General features: G+C 50.5%; 19 protein-coding genes and 1 other annotated feature. All 19 genes read right to left on the bottom strand.

The window, feature by feature from the left end; all coding sequences use genetic code 11:
- Positions 1 to 176: 176 nt before the first annotated feature.
- The 19 genes from btuD to NHG65_RS11335 all read right to left on the bottom strand — a co-directional run bounded on the left by btuD (position 177) and on the right by NHG65_RS11335 (position 19,912).
- Positions 177 to 932 (bottom strand): vitamin B12 ABC transporter ATP-binding protein BtuD, encoded by a 756-nt coding sequence (btuD, locus tag NHG65_RS11425; protein WP_099065539.1) that lies wholly within the window; start codon positions 930 to 932, stop codon positions 177 to 179.
- A 23-nt stretch (positions 933 to 955) separates the two neighbouring features.
- Entirely contained in the window at positions 956 to 1,507 is a 552-nt protein-coding gene (locus tag NHG65_RS11420) for a glutathione peroxidase (protein WP_112347556.1), read from the bottom strand.
- Between the two features lie 41 nt (positions 1,508 to 1,548).
- Entirely contained in the window at positions 1,549 to 2,556 is a 1,008-nt protein-coding gene (btuC, locus tag NHG65_RS11415) for a vitamin B12 ABC transporter permease BtuC (protein ID WP_099065537.1), read from the bottom strand.
- Positions 2,557 to 2,731: 175 nt separating this feature from the next.
- Complete coding sequence (locus NHG65_RS11410; RefSeq protein ID WP_207977130.1) at positions 2,732 to 3,172, bottom strand: DUF2502 domain-containing protein; 441 nt, start codon at positions 3,170 to 3,172, stop codon at positions 2,732 to 2,734.
- Between the two features lie 451 nt (positions 3,173 to 3,623).
- Positions 3,624 to 3,752: a hypothetical protein gene (locus tag NHG65_RS11405; protein WP_255409048.1), complete on the bottom strand. Its 129-nt coding sequence runs from the start codon at positions 3,750 to 3,752 to the stop codon at positions 3,624 to 3,626.
- 5 nt (positions 3,753 to 3,757) lie between these two features.
- Positions 3,758 to 4,054 (bottom strand): integration host factor subunit alpha, encoded by a 297-nt coding sequence (gene ihfA / locus NHG65_RS11400; protein WP_004943604.1) that lies wholly within the window; start codon positions 4,052 to 4,054, stop codon positions 3,758 to 3,760.
- Positions 4,055 to 4,058: 4 nt separating this feature from the next.
- A complete protein-coding gene (pheT, locus tag NHG65_RS11395) occupies positions 4,059 to 6,446 on the bottom strand; it encodes a phenylalanine--tRNA ligase subunit beta (protein WP_207977132.1) in 2,388 nt (795 codons plus the stop codon).
- Positions 6,447 to 6,460: 14 nt separating this feature from the next.
- Positions 6,461 to 7,444 (bottom strand): phenylalanine--tRNA ligase subunit alpha, encoded by a 984-nt coding sequence (pheS, locus tag NHG65_RS11390; RefSeq protein WP_085116449.1) that lies wholly within the window; start codon positions 7,442 to 7,444, stop codon positions 6,461 to 6,463.
- Positions 7,445 to 7,566: 122 nt separating this feature from the next.
- Positions 7,567 to 7,689 (bottom strand) — a sequence feature (Phe leader region).
- The gene (pheM, locus tag NHG65_RS11385; protein ID WP_106120997.1) at positions 7,641 to 7,685 is read right to left on the bottom strand and encodes a pheST operon leader peptide PheM; all 45 of its coding nucleotides are present in this window, start codon (positions 7,683 to 7,685) and stop codon (positions 7,641 to 7,643) included. (Overlaps the previous feature by 45 nt.)
- Before the next feature lie 115 nt (positions 7,690 to 7,804).
- Positions 7,805 to 8,161, bottom strand: a complete 357-nt coding sequence (rplT, locus tag NHG65_RS11380; RefSeq protein ID WP_004943595.1) for a 50S ribosomal protein L20 — start codon at positions 8,159 to 8,161, stop codon at positions 7,805 to 7,807.
- 43 nt (positions 8,162 to 8,204) lie between these two features.
- Positions 8,205 to 8,402 carry a 50S ribosomal protein L35 gene (gene rpmI, locus NHG65_RS11375; RefSeq protein WP_085116448.1) on the bottom strand — a complete coding sequence of 66 codons (198 nt, stop codon included), beginning with the start codon at positions 8,400 to 8,402 and terminating at the stop codon, positions 8,205 to 8,207.
- Between the two features lie 98 nt (positions 8,403 to 8,500).
- Positions 8,501 to 9,052 carry a translation initiation factor IF-3 gene (infC, locus tag NHG65_RS11370; protein ID WP_013812633.1) on the bottom strand — a complete coding sequence of 184 codons (552 nt, stop codon included), beginning with the start codon at positions 9,050 to 9,052 and terminating at the stop codon, positions 8,501 to 8,503.
- 3 nt (positions 9,053 to 9,055) lie between these two features.
- Positions 9,056 to 10,984 (bottom strand): threonine--tRNA ligase, encoded by a 1,929-nt coding sequence (gene thrS, locus NHG65_RS11365; RefSeq protein ID WP_112347559.1) that lies wholly within the window; start codon positions 10,982 to 10,984, stop codon positions 9,056 to 9,058.
- 282 nt (positions 10,985 to 11,266) lie between these two features.
- Complete coding sequence (locus tag NHG65_RS11360; protein WP_499183358.1) at positions 11,267 to 13,219, bottom strand: phage tailspike protein; 1,953 nt, start codon at positions 13,217 to 13,219, stop codon at positions 11,267 to 11,269.
- 253 nt (positions 13,220 to 13,472) lie between these two features.
- Positions 13,473 to 16,106, bottom strand: coding sequence for an SGNH/GDSL hydrolase family protein (locus tag NHG65_RS11355; protein WP_499183357.1), 2,634 nt, complete (start codon positions 16,104 to 16,106; stop codon positions 13,473 to 13,475).
- Positions 16,107 to 18,602, bottom strand: a complete 2,496-nt coding sequence (locus tag NHG65_RS11350; protein WP_499183356.1) for a host specificity factor TipJ family phage tail protein — start codon at positions 18,600 to 18,602, stop codon at positions 16,107 to 16,109.
- On the bottom strand, positions 18,550 to 18,981 hold the full coding sequence (locus NHG65_RS11345; RefSeq protein ID WP_490633971.1) for an NlpC/P60 family protein: 432 nt from the start codon (positions 18,979 to 18,981) through the stop codon (positions 18,550 to 18,552). The genes NHG65_RS11350 and NHG65_RS11345 overlap by 53 nt, the downstream gene beginning before the upstream one ends.
- Positions 18,974 to 19,444 (bottom strand): DUF1833 family protein, encoded by a 471-nt coding sequence (locus NHG65_RS11340; RefSeq protein WP_490633972.1) that lies wholly within the window; start codon positions 19,442 to 19,444, stop codon positions 18,974 to 18,976. The genes NHG65_RS11345 and NHG65_RS11340 overlap by 8 nt, the downstream gene beginning before the upstream one ends.
- Positions 19,445 to 19,912, bottom strand: a complete 468-nt coding sequence (locus tag NHG65_RS11335; protein WP_490633973.1) for a hypothetical protein — start codon at positions 19,910 to 19,912, stop codon at positions 19,445 to 19,447.
- Positions 19,913 to 19,919: the final 7 nt, after the last annotated feature.

The following is a 19,919-nucleotide window of genomic DNA, read 5'->3' as shown; positions in this document are numbered from 1 at the left end:
ATGTAATTATTTACTTATTATGTTTGAACTAAATTAGCGTAGCACGTCAGCGACGGTTTTCAAGATTGATAGGAGGGTTTTGAGGAAAGGTGGGAAATAAAGCCGGTGCTTACCCGGCTATTTATATCAGGTCCGTTTAATTTTCGTTTATAGTGCATTTTCAATGCACTAACCCATCATGCCGTTTTGGTCATAATCCAGCGTTGGTCGCCCACCGCCTGCAGGTGAAAATCCACGTCATAAATCTGTGAAAGCAGTACCGGCTCCATCACTTCCCTGGTGGTTCCCTGCGCAACCAGCCGCCCGGCATGCAGTAACCAAACCCGATCGGCCTGCTGTAAGGTATGGTTAAGGTCGTGCGCGCAAACCAATGCGCTACGTCCACTCTGACAAAACTCTCGCAACAGCCGATCCAGCGCCACCTTCTGCGCCACATCCAGGCTATTGGTCGGTTCATCCAGCAGCAACAGTTGGCTATGGGGGTTGACCGTCGGCCAAACCTGCAGCAATACCGCCGCCAGCCGTACCCGTTGCCATTCACCGCCGGACAACTGCGTCAACATACGCGACAGCTTGTCCGTCAGTTTCAAGCGCTGGCACAAATACACAATGGTGCTCTCCAGCGCCTGCTCAGTGGCCCCTGCAGGCCGGTGCAGCTCCAGATACTGGAAAACCGGCATCAGCGCCACCGGCGGCTGTTGCTGGCAGAGATAGGCACGGCGCAGCGCCAGTTCATTGCCCTGGTAACCCCCCAACGGCTGCCCGGCCAGCAGGATCTCTCCCGTACCGGGCAATATGCCCGCCAGCCGCGCCAACAGTGTACTTTTACCGGCACCGTTCGGACCAATAAGGTGAAACTGCAACCCAGCATCGACCTGTGCTGAAAATGGGGCCAGACGCCCTTCTACCCCAACCTGACTGAGTTGCAGCATTATGGATCACCGCTCCTTGTTTATTATTCGGCCAACGCCTGTTTGACGGCGGCCACCAGTGCAGGATCTTCCGGCGTGGTGTCCGGAGAGAAACGTTGGATCACCTTGCCATCACGGCCGATCAGGAACTTTTCAAAGTTCCACAGAATGTCGCCGGTTTGCTTCGGTGCCCGGCCCTTGCTGCTCATGCGCGTCAGGAACTCACTGCCCTGCGGGGCCACGGCTTGCGGCTCGGCGGCAATCAACGCCTGATATAACGGATGGCGGTTCTCGCTGTTCACTTCAAGCTTGGCAAACATCGGGAATTCAACGCCAAAGGTACCGCGGCAAAATGCCAGGATCTCCTCGTTGCTGCCCGGCTCCTGCCCGAGGAATTCGTTGGACGGAAAGCCCAGCACTTCAAACCCTTGCCCACGGTAGGTTTCGTATAAGGCTTCCAGCCCTTCATATTGCTTGGTCAGACCGCACTCCGAAGCCACATTCACCACCAGCAACACGCTGCCTTTATATTTGCCCAGCGTGGTGGATTGGTTCTCGATAGTGTCCAGCGGAATGTCATAAATCGCTTGAGTCATGGAGCTTATCCTCTTGTTTTACTTGCAGGTGAACAGAGAAACTACCTTACGCTTTTTACCCGGGTCAGTAACCAGATAAATAGCGGTGCCCCCAGCGTGGCGGTGACCACCCCAATGGGTAATTCAGCCGACAATAGTGTAATACGCGCCACCACATCGGCCGCCAGCAACACACCGGCACCGGCCAGTGCACAGCCGGGCAATAAATAACGCTGATTCGTCAGGCCACTGAGGCGCAGCATATGCGGAATCACCAGCCCGACAAAGCCGATCACCCCCGCCAGGGCCACACTCACCCCCACCAGCCAGCCGATCGCCAGCACCAGGAGATTACGCCACAGATGCAGTGAAAGCCCAAGCTGACGCGCCTGTACCTCGCCCAATGCCATAAAGTTTAGCGCCTTGCCCTGACAACACAGCCACAGCAATACCGGTAACAGCGCCAGTACCAGCCATTTTTGCCGCCAGTCAACCCCGCCAAAACCGCCCATCATCCAGTACATCAGTTGGCGCAGATCCAGGCTGGAACTGAAGTACACCGCCCAGGTCATTACCGCGCTGCACACGATGCCCAAGGCAACCCCTACCAACAGTAGACGTGCATTGGTCAGGCGCTTACGGCGGGCAAAACTCAGCAGCAAGAAGGTCATGAGCAATGCGCCCGCAATGGCGCTCAGGCTCATCAGCGCCACCGGCAGCAGGCCGTTGCCCAGCAGTACCGTGAGCACCAACGCCACCCCGGCCCCGTTTGCCACACCCAGCAAGCCCGGTTCGGCCAACGGATTTTCAAACAATGCCTGCATCACTGCCCCGGCCACCGCCAGGCTGGCCCCCACCAACATTACCGCCAGCGCACGTGGCAGGCGTAATTGCCAGACAAACAGCTGCGCCGCTTCACTCGACCACTGTGATGGCCAAAGCCAAATGTCGCCCGCGCTGAGGCTGAAAACAAATGCCACGGCAACGCCCAGCGTTAACAACAGCAGATGCCGTTTATCGCGATGGCGTTGTTTGTGCAGCAATAAGGTAAAGGTCTGGCTGGCTGGCATAGGCGTGGAGATCCCCTGCGGGCCGTGATCAGCGGCCGAATATTGACGTCTGGGTCGAATATTAGGGGGTTAACGCCCGAAGGGAAAGCATTGCATCAGGAGAATCGCGGGAAAACAGCAGCTGATCTTGCCAGTCACCCGTAAGTGATGGCAAAACCAGCCGCCGTTGAATCAATTATCGACGCTGGTCATTACCCTTTTGCGGATAGGGTTTACCCTGACCATTGTCATTGCCGCGCCCCTTGTCATGGTCACGTCCATTGTCGCGGCCGCCGTTGTCATGATGGTTGCCGTCGTTACGATTATCGCGCTCACCGTGGAAAGGGTTGCCGCCGCGATCCGGGCCACCGTGTTCGTTACCCCGCGGTGGCGAAGATTGCCAACGGCCACCATCCCAGTACATGCCACGATTATTGCGTTCACCCTTGCCGCGCCCCTGGTGCTCATGCCACCACTGCGGCGGACGCCAGTCATAGCCATCCCAATAATAACCCCGTCGGTCCTGATCCCCCAGATGCACCGCAACACCCGGCACGTTGATATCAATCGAGACATCCGCCTGCGCCGCTACTGGCAGCAGCAGCGGTAAACACACCAGCAACAGGATCTTTTTCATTTTTCGCTCCTACTTTATTTTCTCGCTGAGGGGGGTTATATCAGTGTGTTTATTTTGCGCCTATCTCACTAATGCCTATTTTCAGATCGTTTTCATCTCTCTTACACATTCCATACATTCTATTTTTATTGCTTGAATAAAATAGCCGCTAACAACCGTTAACGAATCGCTGACATACCGCAAGCCTTGTTGGTCTTTATAATTAATCTGCAACCCATCAGAGAGATACTATTATGATTAAACGCATTGGACTTTTTTTGACCGTCACCCTACTGTCCGTGGCGCTCAGCGCCTGCTGCTTCGGGCCTCACGGTGGTGGTCACCGTGGCGGTGGCGGACCGGGCCACTACTACAATCATTATTAGTCAACAGGGGCCTCGGCCTCTGTTTTATTTCTATCGCCGTCAGAAAATAAATAGCCATAAGAATAATCCGTAAGAAATAGATTATTTTAATGTGCATTACAGGCATCAATATTATTGAGTGAATTATCTATTCTTCCGCCGTTTAAGAATAAACCGAAATTTACCTCTAACGTTAAAAAGAAAAAGGCCGCAAAAGCGGCCTTTTTTGGTTTCATGCAACTTACTCTTTCGGGCTTGCGTTCTCTACCCGACTTTTCAGCTTTTGCCCTGGACGGAAAGTGACCACGCGGCGCGCCGTAATCGGAATGTCCTCGCCGGTCTTCGGGTTACGCCCCGGACGTTGGTTCTTGTCACGCAAATCAAAATTGCCAAAACCTGACAGTTTAACCTGCTCACCGTTTTCAAGAGCACGACGAACCTCTTCGAAAAACAGTTCTACCAGGTCTTTGGCATCCCGTTTGCTAAGCCCAAGCTTTTCAAACAGGTGTTCTGACATTTCAGCTTTAGTAAGCGCCATAGGTTCAATCCCTCAAGGATGCTTGGAATCGCTGTTTTAGAGCCTCTACACATTTTGCAACGGTAACGGCTATCTCCTCTTCTTCCAGTGTACGAGCGGTATCCTGCAATACCAGACTGATAGCCAGGCTCTTATAACCCTCTGCCACGCCCTTGCCACGGTACACATCAAACAAGTTTACGCCAACTACCTGATTTGCGCCAACTTTCTTACACTCTGCCAAAATATCTTCTGCGGGGACGTTTTCAGCCACCACAACAGCGATATCGCGACGGTTTGCCGGGAAGCGAGAAATCTCCCGCGCCTGAGGCACGGCGCGGCTTGCGACCTTGTCCCACTCCAGTTCGAACACCACTGTGCGGCCGTTAAGATCCAGTTTACGCTCAAGTTCCGGATGAACCACACCGATGAAACCGACACGTTGGCCCTGGAAATAAATGGCTGCACTTTGCCCTGGGTGCAAGGCCGGATTAGCCTCTGCCTTGAACTGAATTTCGGATAATTTACCGGTCAGTTCCAGGACAGACTCCAGATCCCCTTTTAAATCATAGAAGTCGACTGGCTTACGCGCCAGATCCCAATGTTCTTCATGCGTATGGCCCGCAATCACCCCTGCCAGCATGACGTCCTGACGGATACCCAGATTTGCCGCAGTATCAGGGACAAAGCGCAGGCCGCTTTCAAACAGGCGCAGACGAGTCTGCTGACGATTCTGGTTATAAACCACGGCGGACAACAAGCCGGTCCACAGTGACAGACGCATCGCAGACATCTCTACCGAGATTGGGCTTGGCAGGATCAGCACTTCTTCACCCGGGTGCAGCAAGGCCTGTACCTTAGGATCAACGAAACTGTAGGTGATGGCTTCCTGGTAACCGTGATCGACCAGCATGGTTTTCACACGCTTCAGCGTCAGATCCGCTTCGCGATGCTTGGTCATGATCAGATCCGCACGGACCGGCACGTCAGGAATGTTGTTGTAGCCGTAAACACGCGCCACTTCTTCCACCAGATCTTCTTCGATTTCCATATCGAAACGCCAGCTCGGCGCAACCGCCAGCCAGTTATCGCCCTGCTCGGTGACCTGGCAGCCCAGACGACGCAGAATGTCGCTGACCTGCTCGCTTGGCACCACGTGGCCAATCAGGCGATCCAGCTTTTCACGACGCAAAGTAATAGTGGCACGCTTTGGCAACTCACTTTCGGCGGTCACATCGATAACCGGGCCGGCCTGACCGCCACAGATATCAATCAACAGGCGAGTCGCACGCTCCATGGCTTTATACTGCAGCGCAGGATCAACACCGCGCTCGTAACGGTGGGAAGCATCCGTATGCAGACCTTGACGGCGTGCACGGCCGGTAATCGCCAGCGGGCTGAAGAAAGCACATTCCAGCAGCACGTCCTGGGTGGATTCATTCACACCGGAGTGTTCGCCACCGAAGATACCGCCCATCGCCAAAGCTTTCTGGTGATCGGCAATCACTAAAGTATCAGCATTCAATTTGGCTTCGTTGCCGTCCAGCAGCGTCAGGGTTTCACCTTCGCTCGCCATACGCACCACGATACCGCCTTCGATACGGTTCAGGTCGAAGGCATGCATCGGCTGGCCCAGTTCCAGCAACACGTAGTTGGTAACATCCACTACCGCATCAATAGAACGGATACCGCAACGACGCAGCTTCTCACGCATCCACAGCGGGCTGGCCGCCTTGACGTCGATGCCTTTCACTACGCGACCAAGGTAACGCGGGCACGCCTGAGGCGCATCGACGCGGATCGGCAGCGTATCATTAATGGTGGCCGCCACCGGGCTCATGTCCGGCTCGGTCAGAGCAACCTGATTCAATACCCCAACATCGCGCGCCACGCCGATAATACCCAGGCAGTCGGCACGGTTCGGCGTTACGCTGATTTCGATCGCGTTGTCATCCAGCTTCAGATATTCACGGATATCGGTGCCAATCGGCGCGTCTTCCGGCAGCTCAATGATACCGTCGTGATCATCAGAAATACCCAGCTCGGAGAACGAGCAAAGCATCCCTTCTGAAGGCTCACCGCGCAGTTTCGCCGCTTTGATTTTGAAATCGCCTGGCAGCACTGCGCCGACGGTAGCAACGGCTACCTTCAGACCGGTGCGGCAGTTTGGTGCGCCACAGACGATATCCAGCAGGCGATCGCCGCCCACGTTGATCTTGGTCACACGCAGTTTGTCGGCATTCGGGTGCTGGCCGCACTCAACAACATGGCCCACAACTACGCCGTTAAAAGCACCGGCTACCGGTTCCACCCCGTCCACTTCCAGGCCGGCCATGGTGATTTGATCGGATAATGCTTCGCTGCTGATGGCCGGGTTTACCCACTCGCGCAACCAGAGTTCACTGAATTTCATGTGATATTCCCGCCTTACTTAAACTGTTTGAGGAAACGCAGATCGTTTTCGAAGAATGCACGCAGGTCGGTGACGCCGTAACGCAGCATCGTCAGACGCTCCATACCCATACCGAAAGCGAAGCCGGAGTAAATTTCCGGATCGATACCCACATTGCGCAGCACGTTCGGGTGAACCATGCCGCAGCCCAGCACTTCCAGCCACTTGCCGTTTTTGCCCATCACATCCACTTCAGCGGAAGGTTCGGTAAACGGGAAGTAAGAAGGACGGAAACGAACCTGCAAATCTTCTTCAAAGAAGTTATTCAGGAAATCATGCAACGTGCCCTTCAGGTTGGTGAAGCTGATGTCTTTGTCGACAATCAGGCCTTCCATCTGATGGAACATTGGGGTGTGCGTCTGATCGTAGTCGTTACGGTAAACGCGGCCAGGCGCAATAATACGGATTGGCGGCTGCTGGTTCTTCATGGTGCGGATCTGCACGCCAGAAGTCTGGGTGCGCAGCAAACGCGTGGCGTCGAACCAGAAGGTATCGTGATCGGCGCGCGCCGGGTGGTGGCCCGGAATATTCAGCGCATCGAAGTTATGATAGTCGTCTTCAATCTCAGGCCCGGTCTCTACGGAGAAACCCAGTTCGCCGAAGAAGGCTTCGATACGGTCGATGGTGCGGGTCACCGGATGCAGCCCACCGTTTTCCATACGACGGCCCGGCAGGGAAACGTCGATGGTTTCCGCGGCCAGACGCTCATTCAGCGCGGCAGACTCCAGCGTGTTCTTACGCGCGTTCAGCGCATCCTGCACCGCCTGTTTTGCCTGGTTGATCACCGCTCCGGCTGCCGGGCGATCTTCCGCCGGCACTTCACGCAGCGATTGCATCTGCAAGGTAAAATGGCCTTTCTTGCCTAAATATTCGACGCGTACCAAATCTAACGCGGCAACATCCTGGGCATCTTCTACGGCTGCCTTGGCATTGGCAACCAGCTCTGCGAGATGTGGCATTGCTTTCCTCTTCCTCTGGCCGATATGGCTCTAAGTAATTGTTATCTATTATTCGAACACGCCTTCAGCGCATCTCCAAAGCATTTTAAGTTATAGCCCGGCAATGACTGGAGATGGCCAAAAACAAAAAAGCCTCCACAGGGGAGGCTTAGGCGCTACTTTTCGTTTCTTTTCTTACGCGCAAAGCCTCCTGAGTTCAGGCGCTAAAGTAAAAAAAGAAACGAAAAATAGCAGCGTTCATGATTGCGTTACCTTGTCGATGATTGTCCACCAGTGATACGGCGGCGGTCAATAAAAGTCAATATTCGTAGCTGAAAACAAAGATTAAAGAGGGAGCAAGCTCCCTCTTTAATAACTGACTTACGCCAGTGCTGCTTTCGCTTTCTCGACCAGTGCGCCAAAGGCCACTTTGTCGAAGACTGCGATGTCAGCCAGGATCTTACGGTCAATTTCAATAGAAGCTTTTTTCAAGCCGTTAATGAATTTGCTGTAAGACAGGCCGTTCACACGAGCAGCTGCGTTGATACGTGCAATCCACAGCTGACGGAACTGACGCTTACGTTGACGACGGTCACGGTAAGCATACTGACCTGCTTTGATTACTGCCTGGAAGGCAACACGATAAACGCGCGAACGGGCACCGTAGTAACCTTTCGCTTGTTTTAAAATTTTCTTGTGACGTGCGCGTGCAATTACACCACGTTTTACGCGAGCCATATGCTCTCTCCTAAAGTCTTATTCTAGATTCAAAAAAAATGGCTTATGCGTACGGAAGGCACGCAATAACCAGGCCAAGATCGTTTTGTGACACCATGCCTTTCGGACGCAGGTGACGTTTACGCTTGGTTGCTTTTTTGGTCAGAATATGACGCAGGTTAGCATGCTTGCGCTTAAAACCACCGCTGCCGGTTTTTTTGAAGCGCTTGGCTGCACCACGTACAGTTTTAATCTTTGGCATTTTAATTAAATCCACTTCGCATTGTTAAACAACGAATCAGTGAGGCGAATAAAGCCCACACAACGCAAGCGCTGCGTGGGTTCTATTACTTGGAAGCCTTACTGCCTCTTCTTCGGTGCGAGCACCATGATCATCTGACGGCCTTCGATCCTCGTAGGGAAGGATTCGACAATGGCCAGATCAGAATCTTCACACAGGTCTTTACGGACGCGGTTAAGCACTTCCATACCGATCTGTTGGTGCGCCATCTCACGCCCACGGAAACGCAGGGTGATTTTGGCTTTATCGCCATCTTCCAGAAAGCGAATCAGGTTGCGTAGTTTGACCTGATAGTCGCCATCATCGGTACCAGGACGGAATTTGATTTCCTTGACCTGAATAACTTTTTGCTTCTTCTTCTGTTCTTTTGTCGACTTGCTCTTCTCGTAGAGGAATTTGCCGTAATCCATGATTCGACAAACTGGCGGTTCGGCATTTGGGCTGATTTCTACTAAATCAACGCCCGCTTCCTCAGCTTTTTCAAGAGCTTCATTCAGACTGACAATACCAATCTGCTCGCCATCGACGCCGGTTAGGCGAACTTCTTGCGCGCGAATTTCTCTGTTAATGCGATTAGGACGCGCCGGTTGAACTCGTTTTCCGCCTTTAATACTTTATTCCTCCAGTTGATGAAGACTACGGCTGCGAATCTCTTTTAGCAGCTTGTCTACGACTTCGTTTACGTCCAGGCTTCCCAGGTCTTTGCCACGGCGGGTACGAACGGCAACTTTGCCTGATTCGACCTCTTTATCACCGCACACCAACATGTATGGAACCCGTCGTAAAGTATGTTCGCGAATTTTAAAGCCAATCTTCTCATTTCTCAAGTCCGCTTTAACGCGAATACCTGCGTCCTGCAATTTTTTGGTCAATTGTTGGACATAATCAGACTGGCTGTCGGTGATATTCATCACCACCACCTGTACCGGAGCAATCCAGGTTGGGTAGAACCCTGCGTATTCTTCGGTAAGGATACCGATGAAACGCTCCATGGAGCCCAAAATAGCACGGTGAATCATTACAGGGACCACGCGATCGTTGTTTTCGCCAACATACGATGCGCCTAAACGGCCCGGTAAGAAGAAATCGAGCTGCACGGTACCACATTGCCATGCACGATCCAAACAATCATGCAGAGTAAATTCAATTTTTGGTCCGTAGAAGGCACCCTCACCCGGCTGATATTCAAACGGAATCCCGTTTTCAGTCAGCGCCGCAGCCAGATCCTCTTCCGCACGAGTCCACATATCGTCAGTACCAATGCGCTTCTCAGGACGGGTGGACAGTTTCACCGCAATCTTGTCGAAGCCAAAGGTGCCGTACACATCATAGACCATTCTGATGCATTCGTTCACTTCAGCACGCACCTGCTCTTCAGTACAGAAGATATGGGCGTCATCCTGAGTGAAACCACGCACGCGCATCAGGCCATGCAGAGAACCCGAAGGCTCGTTACGGTGGCAACTGCCGAACTCACCCATACGCAGCGGTAAATCGCGGTAAGACTTCAGGCCCTGGTTGAAGATCTGCACGTGACCCGGGCAGTTCATTGGCTTGATGCAATACTCGCGGTTTTCCGACGAGGTAGTGAACATGGCGTCTTTATAGTTTTCCCAGTGGCCGGTTTTTTCCCACAGCACACGGTCCATCATAAATGGCCCTTTCACTTCCTGATACTGGTACTCTTTGAGCTTCATGCGCACAAAGGCTTCCAGCTCGCGGAAAATAGTCCAGCCGTCGTTGTGCCAGAACACCATGCCCGGCGCTTCTTCCTGCATATGGTACAGGTCGAGCTGCTTGCCGATCTTGCGGTGGTCGCGCTTGGCGGCCTCTTCCAGACGCTGCAGGTAGGCATTCAGCTGTTTCTTGTCTGCCCAGGCAGTACCGTAGATACGCTGCAGCATTTTGTTCTTGCTGTCGCCGCGCCAGTAAGCGCCCGACGTTTTCTGCAGCTTGAAGTGATGACAGAAACGCATGTTCGGTACGTGCGGACCGCGGCACATGTCGACATATTCTTCATGGTGATACAGGCCAGGACGGTCGTCATGGCTGATGTTTTCATCCAGAATCGCCACTTTGTAGTTTTCACCACGCGCAGCAAAGGTATCGCGAGCTTCTTGCCAGCTCACCTTTTTCTTGATGACATCGTAATCTTTGTCGGCCAACTCGTGCATCCGCTTTTCCAGCAGATCCAGGTCTTCCTGCGTCAGGGTACGGTCAATATCAACGTCATAGTAGAAACCGTTGTCGATCACTGGGCCGATGGCCATTTTGGTGTCTGGCCACAGTTGTTTGATCGCATGGCCCAACAGGTGCGCACAAGAGTGGCGCATGATTTCCAGGCCTTCGGCGTCCTTGATGGTGATGATCGCCAATTGCGCATCTGATTCGATCAGATCGCCGGCATCAACCAATTCGCCGTTCACACGGCCGGCAATACAGGCTTTCGCCAGACCAGGGCCGATATCAAGGGCAACATCGAGGGGGGAAACAGGGTTTTCGAAATGACGCTGACTTCCATCAGGAAGAGTAATAACAGGCATTAATAATTCCTTATCTACAGTGGTGACCCACACGACAGATCACATGAAGAAATACAATAATGTTTAACTACATGAGGTTATCGACGCTATCCAGCTTTACCCTGCCAGATATGTACACTCATATGTACACAATTTAAAATGTACTATGTTGTTACGCCATAACTGAGCACTCAGTGTATCAGCTACCATTACTCCATGACCATCCCCGCAGTGACACAATGGGCAGCATCTAAATTCCCAAGTTAAATAGCCGGGGTCCATCCCGGCATAGAGTTCAGCGAGTTAAATCCGCTCGAACTGGAACACCACAAAAATACTTGGCTGAGAGGATTGAACGGCGCGTAACGTAAAACCTGATACGCTAAGAGTTACCGGTGTAATGGTGTTACCCACTATCTCAATATCGGTTGTACTCACGTACACCAGCGCCTGGCCGCTGGCAGATACTGAAGCTGATGGAGACTTGACGGTAACCCGATACAAATTACGAACGTTAAGGCCACCGCTAGCTCCTTCTTCGTCATTTTTGTACGTAAAAGTACGCACGTTTGTGACAGTGGCATTATTTAGCGTAACATTATTCCCTGCCACTCTAAGACGGTTTGCACCGACATCCAAATCTTTGGTCAGGATAACTCGACCCTGTGTAGATTCAAGAATACTGCCGAGGTACACATCCTCTAAAACAGTGGAACTTCCGGTACTGCGGATCCGTAACCCATTAATAATGGTAGTGTACGCAGTTGCAGAGTTGTACCAACGCAACGTTGAAGTGTTAAACAACCCACCAACGATCCCCCCGCAATATGACAACTGAATGTCGCACTTACCGAATGGACTGCCGGTAAACCCATGAATAACGTCAGGGAAAAAACCATCTGTTGCCGGACGCCGCACAGCCGTTACGGTCGCCGAGTATTCCCCGATGGTAATGGTGTCTCCTACGCTGAAGCCGGTAGGATTGGCTGTGTCGGACATATTCACAGGCTCAATACAAATAACACGGGTCGTATTACCGGAGTAAACGTAATAATCCAACAATTCACGTGAGTTCACGCCATTGCTGAACGATTTTTCCCGTACTACTGAGGCATTGAATGGAGTATCAACCGTGTATTCGCATAGGAATCGGCCGTTGAAGTCAGTCCCTATACCTTGGCTAGAGAAGTATTGCGCACCGTTAAAGAGCTGGATGGCACCGTACAGACAGCCCTGAATAAATCCACCGTATAACTTGTGGCCTTCAGTGATGTAAGTGTTATTAGCACGACGAATACGCACGCCAAAATAACCGGTAGCTGCATAAGCGATGCGGATAGTGTTATCAGCCGAGTTATACAGATTGGATTTGGTGTTCTCGTAGACGCCGCAGAAATCACGCGCACGGCCAACTTCGAAATAACAACTGCCGCAACCCATACCTTTCAGCTGGAACAGACTTGCACGCTTGTCCCTGCCATAGAAATAACCAATGATAGCTCGCAGGCCCACCTGCGAGCCGTTAGAGTGTTCGCCGACAATAACGGCGCCGTCTGATTCTTTCCAACTTGCAGGGATTTTCCAGCCTGTGCTAATAATCAGACCGCCGAGAGAAAGCTCAAAACCTTCCGCCATATCATCTATGTGAATAGGACTTGAGACAGAATAAACCCCCTTGCCAAATACTTTCGATATTCTGTTCACGCGAGCATAGTTAATAGCAGCCTGAATTGCGACCACATTACCGTCAGCCGCTTCATCATGCGAATTTTCAACTTCAGCAGGAATAGCGCCAAACATTTCCGGCGTTATAAAGCCCATTGCATCCTGCATATTACCACGATATTTATTGCCAACCAGAGCGGCGCCAGTAGGGTTATTGATGTCGTCAATAAATTGTGCGACTTCCGTTCGCAGCTGAGCCGGGTCGTATTGCAAGACGTTTGGATAATAGAATTGTCGCACACCGGAGGTGTCGTACACGGCCATACTGTGCCCCTCATGGGTCACAAACCTGGCAATCTGACCGTTATAAATCGGATAGCCGCCGGCATTGATGTTCAATGGCTGTGGGACAGGGACCGTAGTGCCGTCAACATTTTCTAGATATACCTGAATCTGATTCCCGGCGATGCTTGGATCAGTATTAATTTTCCCGATATAAATCTTTCCGTCAGCGGCAGCTGCAAATGAACTGGCTAATGTAAAAATCGAGGATGGCATTGAGACAGCGACATTGGCGTTAATATTAGACATTTCTTACACTCCTAATGGCTACGATAAGTCACAGTAGTATAGCGATGCAAAGATATGGGGTATGATCTTTACCTTATCGTTCATCTATCACACAACATAACATTAATATATTTTTAAATTTATATGATTATTAACACCATCACTTTTAGTGATATAAGAAGCTTCTAGAACATCTCCAATGCCCGGGGTTTTTATTAGTAGCAAAAGATAGTTTTGATGAATATCCGGGGTCCCTCCCAGCAGCGGTTACGACTTACAGAGGTAATAAAATAGCCCGTGAAATAGCCGCAGCTATGGCATAACCTCCGGTTTCAGGGTCCGGATGAATACCGTCTGCAACCATCCATGGTCTGGCACTTCCAAACGCGTAGTCACTTGGTTTTTCGCCAAATGATTGCTGCAAGTTAAGAAATGCAATATCCCTATCGTCTCTTGCGATTTCATACATTGCCTGCGCGTACATCGACATCGGAATTGCATTACCGCCTGGCCTGTTGTTCTCTGCTGGGGCGATAAGCATGATGTCAGCCGTCGGCCGCGCTGTTCTTACTCTGTCAATCATCGTGATTATATTTGCTTTGAATGTAGATGGTGCCATCCCTGCGCCCTGGTCATTCGTACCCAGCATAATAGCAACGAAGTCAGGGCTTAACTGAGTGAATGCTGATTGCCAGCGGGTAGCGTCAACACCAATCCAGTTTGCAGATGATGAGCCAGACCCCCCCAGTTTATGTACAGTTACTCCGGACGCGGCAGTATTAATAATATTCACACCGTACATTTTAACTGTTCCAGAGACGACCGTAATTGTCGTCGTACCTGTTCCCGTTGTCGGTAGCGTTAGTGTTGCCCACCGCATCCCAACGCTGGAAGCCGACAGATCTATCGTGGTTGGTGACCCCATCCCAGTGGCCTGATAACTGATAACACCAGAACCACCCTCGAAAAACAGCGTAGTAGTAAACCCGAGGCTGTAATCACTGGGCCACGAAATTGTTGCCCCTGCCGTAGAACTTGATACAGAAGAAATATCTGGGCCAGCTCCACTGTTATAGGCACATGTAAATCCAGTTTGAGTAACCAGCGTTCCTACAATATCCGAGTTATCACTACTAGAGTCATATCCGAAAGACATATAACCATAGCCTATAGGGGGGATATTGGTATTTATGTCAGTTCCATGGAATGTCTTCCATAATTTCTGTGCCAACTTCAGCGCATACCTTGCCTGCCATCTTGTGTAACTATCGCCGATTAATGCAACGTTAAGCTTTACTGGCTCGCCATGAGTAAGTTTATTCATTCTCATGTGAGTCTCTGGTAACCTTTCAAGACCATAGTAGTCAGGGGTGCCTTCATTATAAGATGAGGATATTACTATCGGCGTTCCGTTGCTAAGTGTTGGTTTTATCTTTAAATAAAAATCTTCATAACTTGTTATAGCCAACCCTTTTTCAAGTTGGAATGCACTTGAATTTGCGATGGAAATTGACAGCTTGACGAATTTTGCACTGTTCGGGGAACTGAATGAAGTCACGCTAACCAGGGTATTCATGAATGCTTTATTAGCATCATAAAAACTAGCAAACCGCATGGACTTGTTTGAAACATATGCTGAACTTGACTCAATTGAAATGAACTCTGATAGTTTATATGTTGAACCGTCTGGATTATAAAAACCAAACTCATCCACGAATCCATTGACCATCGTGTGGGGGTTAAGTAGGTTTTTACCCGGTTCAAAAACTCCAATATTTTCCGTATCAATATTTTGCTTCGGATACGAAACAGGAGAACCATCCAACGCAGGCGCAGGTTCGATGCCATATTGTACAAAATCAGTGGCATAACGGCCGCCTTCTACTTGCGCATAATTTATACGTGTCAGGAAGATGGTTACCCGCATGAAATATGCATTAATCGGAGCAGTAAAGTAGCCGGTAACATCAAGCGAGCCTGAAATAAAAGCCTTATTGTTATCGTAAAAAACAATAGAGCGTAAGTGCTGATTTGCCCTGTAATCATTACCTGAAACTATCTCTATGTAATCAGATGCGCACGACGTAGCGGACTGAGTGAGAACCCCTGATGCACTAATGAAGATACCCTGCATTGCTGTTATAGGATTAAACAAATTTTTCCCGTTTATATACCCCATAGCTTCACGCAAAGAGACTATTGCACCGTCATTATTTTCCGTTCTGAGATTATCAGTGTAGGGCTCATATGTTGAACGCCCTCCGCCCAATTCCATTTGCACAAGGCTTTTAGAAACAAGCGGAACAGTAATGCGTACAAATTTAACATTTTCAGGAATGGTAAATTCCAACTGGTTCTGAACATACCCAACGTATGACTGACCCTCATCAAAGAAAGATACAAACCTCAATGAATAGTTTGAAAAATACCCAACACCCTCTTTGACAAGTATATATGCGGACAGAGAATAATCACTATTATCTGAAACAACACCAGATTCATTAATGTACTTCCCATCATCAGATGTTTTGTAGTTGTACAGATTTTTACCTGATTCAAATATTCCCAAACGATATGTAGAGACTACATCAAGAGATGGCTGATACTCTGCCTTATTCCATACTGTTCCATTCCAATAATAAAATATCCCAGTAGATGTATCCTGAGCCAATACGTTAGCGGTGGATGGTGTAAATGCAATTAACTCCACCTCTGTAGCAAAGGCCATAGCCGCGCCAGATGTTCTTGTTTGGTATTCGACGCCCGCCCATGTATATCTAACCACACCAAATCTGTCTGTATAATTTAGCTCTGGTGATGAAACTATTTGGTCGATTTTACCGGTATTAAATTTTAAATCCCTTACATTTTCGCTCGGGATAGGATCTTGTGTTGGTGTGGTAGCCATTTATTCAGTTACCTCGTAATTATGCATTTCATCGTTATATTCAGACATGGTTAACGAGGTTGTCCCGTCGCCATTGGGTTTCTTTGCGGTGATCGTCCACTTGGTCGCATCCATCTCTAATTGCGTAGCAATGACGTAACGAGAGGGGGACTGGACGTTGTAGCCGTCAAAGATGTTGAGGGTTATTGCTGGTACTTCTGCGGTAAATCCAAATATCGTGTCGTTTCGAGGAAATGCCTGGACTCTCGTGGTAGGGGATCCATTTGCATCGGTGACGATGACAAACATGTCTCCCTGCCATTCAATGCGTTCGCTTGTGTCAAAATTGTTTCCATTCCTGGCAACGATATACCCATCCTGTTGATTGGCGTCGTAGATGTCAGGCACTTGCACCATTTGCCCTACGTTTACCCATTCCCCATCTGACAAGGCCCTTCTCGACATCGTTTGTCGGGAGTAGATTAAGCGCCTAACTTCTTTTAAGGCTCTATCACGCGCCTGGTAAGAGTTCCGCACATACAGCATGCTGAACTTCTTCGGCTTAACCGCCGCGCCCTCCTCTATCCGATCACCAACAATCCGATATCGAATGAATGCCTGTTTATTTGTTACCTGGTCTTTATAAGTGACCTCGACGCCGTCAAACCCACCTGGCAACGTCATGTCATAGGAAAGGCTGTAATCCTCTGCCTTGGTGTTGGCGCGATTAAACACAGTCACTGCATAAGGTTTGCGTTCATCCCTTGTAAACGACAATACGCCGTCATCCCAGAACGCCGTAACAGTGGCCGCGTCGCAAATGGTCTGCACCCTGGCCCCGAGCGATATGTCTTCATCGTCAAACGTGTAGTCGAAGTACCCCAGTCGTGGATCCGGCAATGAAGCTGCAATGGAATACAGTTCGTAAATATCGATACTGGACTCTGCCTGTCCGCCCATTTTTAACCAGGTGTGCAGCACTGCGTCTGCAAACGAGCGTGACGGCCTCTCGGTGTAATCTACAGTCTGGGTTGCAAGGTCATAACTGATAACGTGACGGGTGATGAGCGCGTTGTATTTCCGCTCCCTTGCGCTCGTGGCCCTTTCGGTGGCTGTTACAGTGACGGTAACGAGTGTGTCATTCGGGTACACGACATTACTGCGCGTCCTGACAATGTGGACAGCCTCAACCTTCAGTACCGAATGATCGTTGCTGTTATTCGACCGAATGAACGAAACAGCATACCGGCCACTACCTGCCGCGGGTGTGAACTTAAAAGTTTCGTATTTGGTATCGGTGTTTTCATCGTCGTTATTTAAACCAACGTTATAGCTCTCAAGCGTGCCGGGGATCTGGTTATTGTCGTCATCGACTTTGTAGAAAGTAACGTTGGTTCTGGCGTAATCCCCATGGCCAAGCTGAGCTTGCAGGTGAATCCAGAGCTGTGTTCCCTCTACGGGTGAAAACGAAGGCCCGATAACTAGCGGCTCGTTATCGTTCAGCGTGAAGACCGTGGTATTGATAACCGCATCACCTGGTATCTGACCAATGTCATTGCCGCCCAGGTTTGAAAAAGTAAACTCATAGAAATGTTGCGGATCTACCGGTGCACCATCATCGGTAGTCGTAGCATTGGTTAGGTCAGCAAACACGGTGATGTCCCGCGTTACTGGGTCAGATACCGTGTTGTATGTGACGTTAACCACGAATGACACTGAGTGCGGTTTCGGCAGATCATAGAAGTAGTCGAAGTCACTATTTTGCTTAATCTTCACCTTGGCCTGACCGGCAACAAACTCACCAGAAACCATATCCGTGGTCGTCGTTGCTGTTTCAGCAGGAAAGTCTTCGCTCTCGTTTGGCCCTGGCAATTCCTGACCGTCGATGTCGTCGAACGCAAATCCCTCGTTGATGAGCGGTATATTTTGCCCAGGCTGGAAGATCTGGTACGAGGCACCTGCTAGAGCACCAAGATTCGACTCTGAGTAGCGAACAGACGTCACGTCATACTTGCCCAGACCAAAGTTCATCCATTCGGTCACCTTTTTGATGTTATTGGTGTACTCGAATAGAGACTCCTGGATCAGGTCTGGAAACGCCCTCACCTGGCCGTAATTATCCGGCTTAGCCTCACCGTTACGGGCAATGTTGGTCTGTCCTTTCAGGCTATTATTCGGTGAGGTTTTGGAATTGTTTGTGGCTGCGTTAGCGCTCGGCTGGCTGATGAGCGACGAAAGGATTTTTTGGGTAAATTTTATCGGGTTGAAATGCTCTAACGGGTTGAGAAGTGTCCCTGCAATACCGCTTTTAGGCTGGTCAAACACGCTGATAACATCGCCCTGATTCAGCGGAAAGTTAAGTTCATCATCAGGTTTTACCTTAACTCCGTTCCTCAGTATCTCAACATCGTGGTGCAAGTTGGCTGTTTTCAGCCAGGGGTAAAACATGCTGCCGGCTGAGAGGTTATGTCGCTCTTTCGGTATCCCCGGCACGCGCTGAACTTCGATCAACGGCATAGTCGTAAAACTCCACTTTGGTGAATACTTTTTCTAACGTCCGAAGCTTGTCGAAACGCACCTGACCAGACTCGCCACGGCTATGGAATGCTTGCCCATTCACCACCAAACCAACATGCTTTGGCTCAGCGCCGTAATACGCGATAAAGATGCTACTGTCGGCGGGCTTGTCGGCCCGTTGCCAAAACACAACATCACCGGCAAAGCACGTCAGGAAGTCGCTACCGGCTTCGTAGTCCGGCGTTTGGTGAATCTCAATACCAAGCACATGGCGGTAATACATGACCACCAGCCCCCAGCAGTCCACGGCATCAAACGAGCACGCTCTATCGCGCCACGACTTACCCTCCATAGCGGCTACAAAGTCAGCTTTATGCATTGGCTAGTCCTGGGAAGTCGGTTGTGTTGTATAGGAAAGCGATGTTGTTATTCAGCGGGTTCTGTAGTGTCAGTGAGCACGTGACGTCACTCTCATCCATGGATACGTCCTTCACGTAGAGCGTCCACGGCTTTAGTGGCGTGTTCATGTCGGCGGAATCAAAGCGCTGGTAGGTGGCAGATATTGGCGTTATCCGCGAATAGGTGCGCCACAATTTCAACTGCTGCTTAAAGTCCTGCGCCAGGCGGCCAAACTTCACTGTGGCGTTGATTACCGGCGTGTTGCTCTGCTGGCTCTCCGACACTTCCATCCGGCAAGGCGTGTAAATCTGCCCCGCAAACGTCTTGGGGTAAATCTGCCGGTTCACCAGGCGGATATAACCGAAGGTCGAGTGATAGAACGTCATGGTGTCGTACAGGATGCGGTTTGGCCGCTGAGACTGAAATTCGCGTAACGTTGGCATTTAATACTCCGGCATGTCGCGATTAACCACTTCATCAATGATCCCCCACTGGTTCGGTGGAAGCTCAACAATGACATCTGAGAACTCATCATCCGGGTTATAAACCTTTCTGGTGATAACGCTGCCCGTCCAGGTTGTCGTATTGCCGTTGATGCTCGTCTGCACCGGTGGAGCCACAAAATGCAGCTCCTGCAGTTGCAGTCCTGAGCCACCCAGGTTGCACAGCATGGTGAACCACTGGTTTCCGTTATCGAGATAGCGCGGGCTTCGGTACCACTGCTCAAACGCCCGATCTTCTGGCAGCGTGAAAATCCAGTTCAACGACCAAGTGGTTTTGAGGTCATCAGTAAACCGCTGAAAGATTGGCGCACCCACTGCCGGTTGATCAGAACGAAACCCGGTATCAATTGTGCGGCTCTTGTTGGCCTTCTGAGGAAGGGATAGCCAGTCGGGATAAGGTATTGCCACGGTTTTC

Origin of the sequence: Serratia myotis, from assembly GCF_027474885.1 — a bacterium.
GTDB lineage: Bacteria > Pseudomonadota > Gammaproteobacteria > Enterobacterales > Enterobacteriaceae > Serratia > Serratia proteamaculans.
This window is presented reverse-complemented; position numbering and strand designations above follow the sequence as displayed.